At 75.8% G+C, this 12,435-nt stretch carries 1 protein-coding gene and 1 pseudogene (1 of these 2 only partly in view); both read left to right on the top strand.

Translation table 11 applies throughout. The features are described 5' to 3' along the window. Window positions 1-7,801, top strand: partial view of a type I polyketide synthase gene (locus F0L68_RS25160; protein WP_438672315.1) — the 3' portion only. 2,042 nt of this gene lie to the left of the window's left edge; only the last 7,801 of its 9,843 coding nucleotides appear in the window; its start codon lies off the left edge, out of view; the stop codon is at window positions 7,799-7,801. Further along, a pseudogene (locus tag F0L68_RS25155) lies at window positions 7,798-12,435 on the top strand (type I polyketide synthase); the annotation flags it as partial. The gene F0L68_RS25160 and the pseudogene F0L68_RS25155, both read left to right, overlap by 4 nt.

Genomic DNA, 12,435 nt, shown 5'->3' with positions numbered 1-12,435 from the left:
GCGCGGCCGGTTGATGCAGGCGCTGCCGCAGGGCGGCGCGATGGTGCAGGTGCAGGCGGGCGAGGCGGAGGTCGCCGAGGCGCTGATCGACGGCGTCGCCATCGCCGCCCTGAACGGCCCGGCCGCCACGGTGCTCTCCGGCGACGAGGAGGCCGTGCTCGCGGTGGCCGCGTCGTTCGCCGAGCGGGGGCGGCGCACCAAGCGGCTGCGGGTGAGCCACGCGTTCCACTCCGCGCACCTGGACGGCATGCTGGCGGAGTTCCGCCGCGTCGCCACGGGAATCTCCTTTGCCGCACCGGACATCCCGATCGTGTCGAACCTGACCGGCGAGGTGGTGTCGGCCGCCGAGATCGGCACCGCCGACTACTGGGTGCGGCACGTCCGACACACCGTCCGCTTCGCCGACGGCATCCGCTCGCTGGCCGACCACGGCGTCACAACCTTCGTCGAACTCGGCCCGGCGGGCGTGCTGACGGCGATGGCCCAGGACTGCCTCGCCGACCTGCCGGGCAGCGACCGGGCGTTCCTGCCGCTGCTGCGCGCCGACCGGCCCGAACCGGCCACGCTGCTCGCCGCCGTCGCCCGCCTGCACACCAGGGGCGTCAGCCCGGACTGGCACGCGGTGTTCGCCGGCACCGGGGCCCGCCGCGTCGACCTGCCGACCTACCGGTTCCAGCGCGAGCACTACTGGCTTCCCCTCGACGACACCACCACGGACGTGACGGGGGCCGGCCTCGCGGCGGCGGGCCATCCGCTGCTCGGCGCGGTCGTCACGCTCGCCGACGAGGACGGCTTCCTGCTCGCCGGCAGGCTCGGCCTCGACAGCCACCCGTGGCTGGCCGACCACGCCGTGCTCGGCACGATCCTGTTGCCCGGCACCGCGTTCGTGGAGCTGGCGCTGCACGCGGCGGACCGCGCCGGTTGCGCGGAACTCGTCGAACTCACCCTGGAGGCCCCGCTCGCGCTGCCCGACCGGGGCGGCGTCCAGCTCCAGGTGGTGGTCGGCGCGCCGGACGAGGACGGCCGCCGCCCGGTCAGCGTGCACTCCAGACCGGCGGACGGCGACTGGACCCGGCACGCCGCCGGCCTGCTCGGCCGGGACGCGCCGCAGGCGCCCGCCGACCTGACCGAATGGCCGCCGGCTGACGCGGTCGAGGCGGACATCTCGGCCTGGTACGCGGACCTGGCCGGCCTCGGCCTGGACTACGGACCCGTGTTCCAGGGCCTGCGCGCGGCGTGGCGACGCGGCGACGAGGTGTTCGCCGAGGTCGACCTGCCCGAGCCGGCCGCCGACGCGTTCGGCCTGCATCCCGCCCTCCTGGACAGTGCCCTGCACGCGGCCGGACTTGGCGCGCTGCCGGACACCGGGCGGGGCATGCTGCCCTTCGCCTGGTCCGGGGTGCGGCTGCACGCGCCCGGCGCGACCGCGCTGCGGGTGCGGCTGCGTAGGGCGGGCGAGGACGCGGTCTCGCTCGACGCGTTCGACCAGGCTGGCGCGGCGGTGGCCTCGGTGCGCAGGCTCGTGCTGCGCCCCGCCGCGACCGACCGGCGGCCCGACCGCGACGCGCTGTTCCGGCTCGACTGGACCGATCTCGCCGCCCCGCACACCAGCCCGGACGGCTGGGCGATGCTCGGCGCGGCCGACCTCGGCCTGAGCCTGCCGGCGTTCCCCGACCTGGCCGCCGTCGCCGACGCGGTGACCGCGGGGCAGCCGCTGCCGAAGGCGCTGCTCTGGCCCTGCCCGACCGGCGACCCCGACCCGGCCGGCGTTCGCGCCGCGACGCACCGGACGCTCGACCTGCTCAGGACCTGGCTGGCCGACGAGCGGCTCGCCGACACGACCCTGGTGGTGCTCACCAGCAACGCGACCGCCACGGCAACCCCGGACCTCGCCCAGGCCGCCGCCGCGGGCCTGGTGCGCTCGGCCCAGTCCGAACATCCCGGCAGGCTCGCGCTGGTCGACCTCGACGGGCAGGCCGCCTCGACGTGGGCGCTGCCCGGCGCGGTCGCCTCGGGCGAACCGCAGTCGGCGATCCGAGCGGGCCGGGTGAGCGTGCCACGGTTGGTGCGCGTTCAGTCCACTGTGGACACACGACGAGACTGGAATCCGAACGGCACGGTGCTGATCACCGGCGGCAGCGGCGCGCTCGCCGCCGCGTTCGCCAGGCACCTGGTCACCGCGCGCGGCGTCCGGCACCTGCTGCTGGCCAGCCGCGGCGGGCACGCGCCCGACCTCGCCGCCGAGCTGACCGCTCTGGGCGCCACCGTCACCACGGCCGCCTGTGATGTCACCGACCGGGCCGCCGTCGCCGCGCTGCTCGCGGCCGTGCCCCCCGAACACCCCCTGACGGCCGTGCTGCACGCGGCGGGCGTGCTGGACGACGGCGCGATCGGCGCGCTGACCAAGGACCGGCTGGACCGCGTCCTCGCGCCCAAGGTCGACGGCGCGCACCTGCTGCACGAGCTGACCAAGGACCTGCCGCTGGCCGCGTTCGTGCTGTTCTCCTCGGCGGCGGGCGTGTTCGGCAGCGCGGGCCAGGCCAACTACGCGGCGGCCAACAGCTACCTCGACGCCCTCGCCGCGCACCGCAGGGGCGCAGGGCTGCCGGCGCTCTCGCTGGCCTGGGGCCTGTGGGCCGACGGCATGGCCGCCGACCTCGGCCCGACCGAGCTGGCCAGGCTGGCCCGCGCCGGCATGGTGCCGCTGCGCACCGACGAGGGCCTCGGCCTGTTCGACGCGGCGACCGCCCTGGACAGCCCCACCGCGATGCCGATCCGGCTCGACCAGGCCGCGCTGCGTGCCCAGGCCGCCGAGGGCACGCTGCCGGCCCTGCTGCGCGGACTCGTCCGCACGCCACCGCGCCGCCCCGCCGCGACCTCCGGCGCCGGCCGCCGCCTCGCCGGCCTCGCCCCGGCGGCGCGCGCCAAGGCGGTGCACGAACTCGTGGCCGCCGAGGCCGCCTCGGCGCTCGGCCACGCGCGCTCGGCCGGTCTCGACCCGGTGCGCGGCTTCAAGGAGCTTGGCTTCGACTCGCTGACGGCGGTGGAACTGCGCAACCGCCTTGCCGAGGCCACCGGCCTGCGGCTGCCGGCCACGCTCGTCTTCGACTACCCGAACCCGGCCGCGCTCGCCGACCACCTGATCGCCGAACTAGCCGGCACCGCAACGGACACCACCGCGACCGCCAAGGCCAGCACCGACCCCATCGCCATCGTCGGCATGGCCTGCCGCTACCCGGGCGGGGTCGCCACACCGGAGGACCTGTGGCGGCTGGTGGCCGAGGGCGGGGACGCGATCGGCGAGTTCCCCGGCGACCGCGGCTGGCACGTCGACACGCTCTACCACCCCGATCCCGACCACACCGGCACCTCCTACACCCGGCACGGCGGCTTCCTGCACGACGCGGCGCAGTTCGACGCCGAGTTCTTCGGCATCTCCCCGCGCGAGGCCCTGGCGATGGACCCGCAGCAGCGGCTGTTGCTGGAAACCGCCTGGGAGACGGTGGAAAGCGCCGGCATCGACCCGCTCTCGTTGCGCGGCAGCCGAACCGGCGTGTTCGCCGGCGTGATGTACCACGAGTACGCGACCCGGCTGCCGGAGCTGCCCGCCGACCTGGAGGGCTACTTCGGCACAGGCAACACCGGCAGCGTCGCGTCGGGCCGCCTGTCCTACACCTTCGGGCTGGAGGGGCCAGCGGTGACGGTCGACACCGCGTGCTCGTCCTCGCTGGTGGCGCTGCACCTCGCCGTGCAGTCGCTGCGTTCCGGCGAGTGCACGCTCGCGCTGGCCGGCGGCGTTACCGTGATGGCGACCCCTGGCACGTTCGTCGAGTTCAGCCGGCAGCGCGGCCTGTCGCCGGACGGCCGCTGCCGCTCCTTCGCCGCATCCGCCGACGGCACCGGCTGGGGCGAGGGCGTCGGGCTGCTGCTGGTGGAACGCCTGTCCGACGCGCGCCGCAACGGCCACCCGGTGCTGGCGGTGGTGCGCGGCACGGCAGTCAACCAGGACGGCGCGTCCAACGGCTTGACCGCGCCCAACGGCCCGTCGCAGCAACGCGTCATCCGGACGGCGCTGGCCAATGCCGGCCTCGCCCCCGCCGACGTCGACGCCGTCGAGGCGCACGGCACCGGCACCACGCTGGGCGATCCCATTGAAGCGCAGGCACTCCTGGCCACCTACGGCAGCGACCGTCCCGCCGACCGGCCGCTGTGGCTCGGCTCGATCAAGTCCAACATCGGCCACACCCAGGCCGCGGCCGGCGTCGCTGGCATCATCAAGATGGTCCAGGCGATGCGGCACGGCGTGCTGCCGAAGACCCTGCACGTCGACGAGCCCTCGCCGCACGTCGACTGGTCCTCGGGCGCGGTGTCGCTGCTCACCGAGGCACGCGAGTGGGCAGACCAGGGCCGCCCGCGCCGCGCCGCCGTCTCCTCCTTCGGCGTCAGTGGCACCAACGCGCACGTCATCCTGGAACAGGTGGCGGCGCAGCAGATCCCTGCGCGCGACACCGCCTCGTCGACGCTGCTTGCGTTGTCCGGCAAGGACGAGCGGGCGCTGCGCGGCAACGCCGACCGGCTCCGCGCGCACCTGCTCGCCCACCCCGAACTCACCCCGGCCGAGGTCGGCCGCGCGTTGGCCACCGGCAGAACACACTTCGACCACCGCGCGGCGCTCGTCGGCAGGGACCGGGACGACCTGCTGCGCGGCCTAGACGCGCTCGCGACCGGCGGCCCGGCCGCGACCCTCGCGCGCGGCGTCGCCGGGCGCGGCGGCACCGTGTTCGTCTTCCCCGGCCAGGGTTCCCAGTGGCTGGGCATGGCCAGCGACCTGGCCGACGCGTCGCCCGCCGTCGCCGCGCGGCTGGCCGAGTGCGCCGCCGCGCTCGAGCCGTTCGTCGACTGGTCGCTGCCCTCGGTGCTGCGCGGCGACCCCGGCGCGCCGAGCCTGGACCGCGTCGACGTCGTGCAACCCGCGCTGTGGGCGGTGATGGTGTCCCTGGCCGCACACTGGCGGTCCGTCGGCGTGCACCCGGACGCCGTCGTCGGCCACTCCCAGGGCGAGATCGCCGCCGCCGTGGTCGCCGGGGCGCTGTCGCTGTCCGACGGCGCCAAGGTGATCGCGTTGCGCAGCAGGGCGCTCGCCACGCTGCGAACCGGCGGCGGCATGCTGTCCGTCGCGCTGTCCGCCGAGGCCGCCGAGCGTCTCGCCGCCGGCCGCGTCTCGGTGGCCGCGGTCAACGGGCCGACGTCGACCGTGCTGTCCGGCGACACTGTCGCGCTGGCACAGCTGCGGGCCGAGTGCGAGCGCGCGGACATCCGGGCGCGCCTCGTCCCGGTGGACTACGCCTCGCACTCCGCGCACGTCGAGGCCATCCGCGAGGAGCTGCTCGCGGCGCTGGCCGAGCTCGCGCCGCGCGCCGCCGAGATCCCCTTCCACTCCACGGTGACCGGCGAACTCCTGGACACCGAGGGCCTGGACGCCGCGTACTGGTACACGAACCTGCGGCAGACCGTGCGGTTCGAGCCCGCCGTGCGCGCGTTGCTCGCCGAGGGCCACCGGGTGTTCGTCGAGGCCAGCCCGCACCCGGTGCTCGCGGTCGGGATCCAGGAGACCATCGACGCGGTAGGGGCGGACGCCGTGGCGCTCGGTTCGCTGCGCCGCGAGGACGGCGGCCTCGACCGCGCGCTGCTCTCCCTCGGCGAGGCCTACACGCACGGCGTGCACCCGGACTGGTCGGCGGTGTTCGCCGAGGTGCCCGCGCGGCCGACCGAGCTGCCCACCTATCCGTTCCAGCGTCAGCGGTTCTGGCTCGACGCGCCACCGCCTGCGGTGCAGGCCGACCCGGCCGACGCGGCCTTCTGGACCGCCGTCGACGGCGCGGACGCCGCCGGGCTGGCCGACGAGCTGAACCTCGATCCCGCCGCCCTGCACCAGGTGCTGCCCGCGCTGGCCGACTGGCGGCGCAGGCGGCGCGACCAGTCCACTGTGGACGAATGGCGCTATCGCGTGACCTGGCGCGCGCTGCCGGAGCCGACCGGCGTGCTCTCCGGCGACTGGCTGGTACTTGTGCCGACCACCGATGCCTGTGACGACGCGCTCGCCGCGCTGCGGGCGGCCGGCGCGCACTGCGTCGAACTGCCGGTGGACACCGGCAAGACCGACCGGTTCCTGCTCGCGCAGCAGCTGCGCGACGCGGCCGAGCCTGGGCTCGCCGGCGTGCTTTCCCTGCTGTCCCTCGACGAACAGCCGCACCCTGACCACCCGCTGGTTGCCGCGGGCGCCTCCGCCGGCCTCGCGCTCGTCCAGGCGATGGCCGACACCGGCATCGCCGCCCGGCTGTGGACGGTGACAGCGGGAGCTGTCGCGGTGACCGACGCCGAGGCACCCAACCCGACCCAGGCACTGCTCTGGGGCCTCGGCCGGGTCGCGGCCGTCGAGCACCCGAGCACCTGGGGTGGCCTGGTGGACCTCGGCCCGCAACCGGACTGGCCCCGGCTGGCCCGTTTCCTGGCCGAGCCCGGCGACGAGGACCAGGTGGCGGTCCGCGCCGCCGGCCTGCTGGCCCGCCGCCTGGCCCGCGCGCCGCTCGCCGCCGCGCGGCCGGCCGCGCCGTGGCGCCCGCGCGGCACGGTCCTGGTCACCGGCGGCACGACCGGGCCGGGCGCGCACGCGGCCCGCTGGCTGGCCCGCTCCGGCGCGGACCACCTGCTGCTCACCGGCGAACCAGCAGCCGAACTGGTCGCCGAGCTGACCGGCCTCGGCGTCGGCGTCACCGTCGCCGCCTGCGACCTCGCCGACCGGACCGCCGTGGCCGCCCTGCTCGACGGTGTGCCGCTCACCGCGATCGTGCACACCGACGGCGCCGAGATCTTCGCGCCGCTGGCCGAGAGCACGCTCGCCGACCTCGCCGCGGGCCTCGGCGCGCGGGCCGTCGGCGCGACACTGCTGCACGAACTGGCCGGCGAGCTCGACGCGTTCGTGCTGTTCTCCTCCGTCGCCGGGGTGTGGGGGAGCGCGGGCCAGGGCGGCTACGCCTCGGCCGCCGCGCATCTCGACGCGCTCGCGCAGGCCCGCCGCGCGGCAGGCCTGCCGGCGACCTCGATCGCCTGGGGCCTGTGGTCCGACGCGAGGATCGGCGCGAGCGACGAGGCGACCGAGCTGGCCCGCCGCGACCAACTCCGCCGCAGGGGCCTCACCGCCATGCCGCCCGACCTGGCCGTCGCCGCCCTCCGCCAGGCCGTCGACCACGCCGAGGCCACGGTCACGGTCGCCGACGTCGACTGGACGCGGTTCGCGCCCGCGTTCACCGCACCCCGGCCGAGCCCGCTGCTCGCGGACCTGCCCGACGCGGCCGCCGCCCTGACCGGCGAGGCGCCCGACGAACCCCACACGGCCGAACTCGCCGCGTCCCTCGCCGGCCTGTCCACGGCGGAACAGCAGGCGAGGCTGGTCGAGCTGGTGCGCGGCGAGGCCGCCGCCGTCCTCGGCCACACCGCGACCGACTCGGTGGACCGCGGCAAACCGTTCCGGGACCTCGGGTTCGACTCGCTCGCCGCCGTGACCCTGCGCAACCGCCTCGGCGCGGCCACCGGCCTGACCCTGCCGACCACGCTGGTGTTCGACCATCCAACGCCCGAACGGCTGGCCGACTTCCTGCGCGGCGAACTGGTCGAGGACGTCCCGCCCCCGACCGACCACGAACCGGCCGACCTCGCGCAAGTGGCCGAGACGGTCGCCTCGGCCACCGACGACGAGCTGTTCGACTTCATCGACCACCAGCTCGGCAGCCGACTGCGGTGAGCACCACGACGAGGAGCACCATGGCGGACGAGGCGAAGCTTCGCGACTATCTCAAGCGCGTCACCGTCGACCTCTACGAAGCCCGCCGCGAACTGGAGCGGGCCGACCTGCGGCAGCACGAGCCGATCGCGATCGTCGGCGCGGCCTGCCGCTACCCAGGCGGCGTCCGCTCGCCGGAGGACCTGTGGCGGCTGGTCGCCGACGGCGGCGACGCGATCGGCGACTTCCCGGCCAACCGGGGCTGGGACGTCGACGCGCTCTACGACCCCGACCCCGACCACTCCGGCACCACCTACACACGGCGCGGCGGCTTCCTGCACGACGTCGCCGACTTCGACGCCGAGTTCTTCGGCATCTCCCCGCGCGAGGCGCTGGCCATGGACCCGCAGCAGCGGCTGCTGCTGGAGACCACCTGGGAGGTGTTCGAGCGCGCCGGGATCGCGCCGGACACGGTGCGCGGCAGCCGGACCGGCGTGTTCACCGGCTCCAGCTCGCAGGACTACGGCACGCTCACCACCACGGCCACGGACAACGTCGAGGGCTACGTGCTCACCGGCAACGCGGCCAGCGTGCTCTCCGGCAGGCTGTCCTACACGTTCGGGCTGGAGGGGCCCGCCGTCACCGTCGACACGGCGTGCTCGTCGTCGCTGGTCGCGCTGCACCTGGCCACGAGGTCGCTGCGCGCGGGCGAGTGCGAGCTGGCGCTCGCCGGCGGCGTGTCGATCCTGGCCACCCCGGCCGGGTTCGTCGAGTTCAGCCGGCAGCGCGGCCTGTCGAAGGACGGCCGCTGCAAGGCGTTCGCCGCGTCGGCCGACGGCACCGGCTGGGGCGAGGGCGTCGGGGTGCTGCTGCTGGAGCGGCTGTCCGACGCGCGCCGCAACGGCCACCGCGTGCTGGCCGTCGTGCGCGGCACGGCGGTCAACCAGGACGGCGCGTCCAACGGCCTGTCCGCGCCCAACGGCCCTGCCCAGCAGCGGGTCATCCGCGCGGCCCTAGCCGACGCCGGCCTCACACCGTCCGAAGTGGACACCGTCGAGGCGCACGGCACCGGCACCACGCTGGGCGACCCCATCGAGGCACAGGCACTCCTGGCCACCTACGGCGCGGACCGCCCGGCCGACCACCCGCTGTGGCTCGGCTCGGTGAAGTCCAACATCGGCCACACCGCGGCCGCCGCCGGGGTCGCCGGGATCATCAAGATGACCGAGGCGATCGCGCACGGCGTGCTGCCGAGCACCCTGCACGTTGACGAGCCGATCCCGCACGTGAACTGGGCGTCCGGCGCGGTGTCGCTGCTGACCGAGCCGAGGCCGTGGCCGGACACCGGCAGTCCGCGCCGCGCCGGTGTCTCGGCGTTCGGCGTGAGCGGCACCAACGCGCACGTCATCATCGAGCAGCCACCCGCCGCCGAGCCGCCGGCCGCGCAACCGAACTCGGTTGCCCCACTGGACATCCGGGGCGCGGTCCCGCTGCTCCTGTCCGCCCGCACCGAACGAGACCTGCACGCCAACGCCGCACGGTTGCGCGAAACACTGACCAGGCAGCGCCCGCTCGACGTCGGCGTCTCCCTCGCCAGTACGCGCATGGCGTTCGAGCACCGCGCGGTCCTGGTCGCCGGCGAACCGGATCCCACGGACGCCGACGCGTCCGAGAGTGCCGCTGCCGCAACGGATGCCGCCGTTGGCGGGCGGTCGAATCTGTCTGTGGCCGCTCTCGCCGCGCTGGCCGCCGGCGAGTCCACCCCGACCGTGCTGCGCGGATCCGCCGGCACGACCGTCGACCAGGTGGTGTTCGTCTGCTCCGGAGCCGGCGCGCACTGGCCGGGCATGGGCCGCGACCTGCTGGCCTCTTCGCCGGTGTTCGCCGAGACGATCGCCGCCTGCGAACGCGCGCTCGCCCCGCACGTCGACTGGTCGCTCGCCGACGTGCTGCGCGACCCGACCGAGCATGCCCTTGACCTCGTCGACGTGGTGCAACCCGCGCAGTGGGCCTGCACGATCGCGCTCGCCGAGCTGTGGCAGGCCTGCGGGGTCCGCCCCACCGCCGTGCTCGGTCATTCCCAGGGCGAGATCGCCGCCGCCGTGATCGCGGGCGCGCTGAGTCTGGCCGACGGCGCGACGCTGATCGCGCACCGGGGCGCCGTGCTGGCGGCCAACCTGGTCGGCCGGGGCGGCATGGCGCTGGTCCCGCTGGCGGAGGAGGCCGTCACCGCCCGGCTCGGTCGCTGGGCCGGCAGGCTCACGGTCGGCGCGATCAACAGTCCGACCGCCGTGGTGGTCTCCGGCGACACCGAGCCGCTGGCCGAGCTGGTCGCCGAGCTGATCGGGGAGGGCGTCAAGGCCAGACACATCACCAAGGCCGGCTTCGCCTCGCACTCTCCACAGGTGGAGCGGATTCGCGCGGAACTGCTCGCCGGCTGGGCAGGCGTGCGGGCCGGCACGGGCCGCATCCGGTTCGTGTCGACCGTCACCGGCGGGCACCTGGACCCCGAGGGCCTGGACGCCGAGTACTGGTACCGCAACGTGCGCGAACCCGTCCGGTTCGAGCCCGCGATCCGGACCCTGCTGAACCAGGGACACCGGATGTTCCTCGAACTCGGCGCGCATCCCGTTCTCGCCGTGAACATCCAGGAGATCATCGACGACACCGCCGCGCCGGCCACCGTCGTCGGCTCGCTGCGCCGCGACGAGGGTGGCGCGCGGCGCTTCGTCGCCTCGCTCGGCCAGGCGTGGACCAGCGGCGTCGCCGTCGACTGGCCCGCGCTGTTCGCCGGCACCGGCGGCCGCCGCGTCGCCCTGCCCACCTACCCGTTCCACCGCGAGCGCTTCTGGCTGACCACCGCGCCACCGGCCCGGTCGACCGACCGGGACGCGGACTTCTGGACGGCGGTCGAGCACGAGGACACCACCGCCCTGGCCGACACCCTCGGCGTGCGCGGCGAGGCGCTGGACGAGGTGCTGCCGGCCCTGGCCTCCTGGCGACGCAACCGACAGCAACAGTCCACTGTGGACGAATGGCGCTATCGAATCGCCTGGCGGCCTATTCCCGAGCCGCAGGACCACGGCAGGCCGGGGAGATGGCTGGTGGTCGCACCGGACGCCGCGGACCACGAGACCAAGGTCGCCGCGTGCGTCGCGGCGCTCGAGCACCGGGACACCCGCTGCGTCGTCCTCGCCGTCGACACCGGCAAGGCCGACCGCGCCTGGCTGGCCAGGCAACTCCGCGACGCGGCCGAACCGGGGCTGTCCGGCGTGCTGTCCCTGCTGGCGCTCGACGAGCGGCCGCATCCCGACCATCCCGCCGTGCCCGGCGGCGCGGCCGGCACGCTCGTCCTCGCGCAGGCGCTCGCGGACGCCGACCTCGACGCTCCACTGTGGACGGTGACCATCGGGGCCGCCTCGGTCGGTGACGAGGACCCGGTGACCAGCCCGAACCAGGCCCTGGTCGCCGGCCTGGCCCGCGCCATGGCGCGGGAACACCCACAACCGTGGGGCGGCCACCTCGACCTGTCGGCGTCCGCACCGGACTGGGCCCGGCTGGCCGCCGCGCTCCCCGCGCTGCGCGGCGAGGACGTCGCGGTGCGGTCGACCGGCACCTACGTGCGCCGGCTGGCCCGCGCGCCCATCGGGGACCGCCCCGCCCGCACACCGTGGCGCCCGCGCGGCGCGGTGCTGGTCGCCGACCCGACCGGACACCTGGCCGCGCCGCTCGCCAAGTGGCTGGCCGGCCAGGGCGCCGCGCACCTGCTGCTCGCCGTTCCGCCCGGCACCGACCTCGGCGAACTCACCGTGGACGCGACGATCGGCGGCCTGGACCGCGACGCGCTCGCCGCCCTGATCGCCGCAGCCCCGCCGGACCACCCGCTGACCGCCGTCGTGCACACCGGCGTCCCGCTGCACGAGGCCCCGCTCGACCGGCTCACCCCGGACCGGCTCGCGCCACCGGACAGCGTCCGGCTGCTGCACGAACTCACCGACGGCACCGACCTCGACGCGTTCGTGCTGTTCTCCTCGATCGCCGCCACCCTCGGCGGCATCGCCCAGGGCGGTGCCTCGGCAGCCAACGCCTACCTCGACGCCCTCGCCGAACACCGCGCCGCCACCGGCAGGCCGGCCACCTCGGTCGCCTGGGGACCGTGGGCGGACCCCGACGGAGCAGTCGACACCGTCCGGCGGGACCGCCTTGGCAGGCGCGGCCTCGCCCTGCTCGACCCCGAGCGGGCGCTGACCGCGCTGCGCGCCGCCGTCGACCACGGCGACACCACCGTCACCGTGGCCGACCTCGACTGGACGCTGTTCGCCCCGGCCTTCGCCGGCGGCCGGCCGAGTCCGCTGCTCGCCGAGCTGGTCGAACCCGCGCCACCCGCCGCCCGACCAACGGCCACCGGGCTGCGCCACCGCCTCGCCGAGGCCGCCCCGGCCGAGCGGCGCAGGCTGCTGACCGCGCTGGTCCGCACCGAGGTCGCCGCCGTCCTCGCCCACCCCAGCCCGGACGCCGTCGCCACCGACCGCGGCCTGCTCGAACTCGGCTTCGACTCGCTGACTGGCGTCGAGCTGCGTACCCGCCTCGCCGCGGCCACCGGCCTGCGGCTCGGCGCCTCGCTCGTCCTGGACAACCTCGACGTCGCCGGTCTC

The sequence above is a fragment of the Solihabitans fulvus genome (assembly GCF_008386585.1).
Taxonomy (GTDB): domain Bacteria; phylum Actinomycetota; class Actinomycetes; order Mycobacteriales; family Pseudonocardiaceae; genus Solihabitans; species Solihabitans fulvus.
This window is presented reverse-complemented; position numbering and strand designations above follow the sequence as displayed.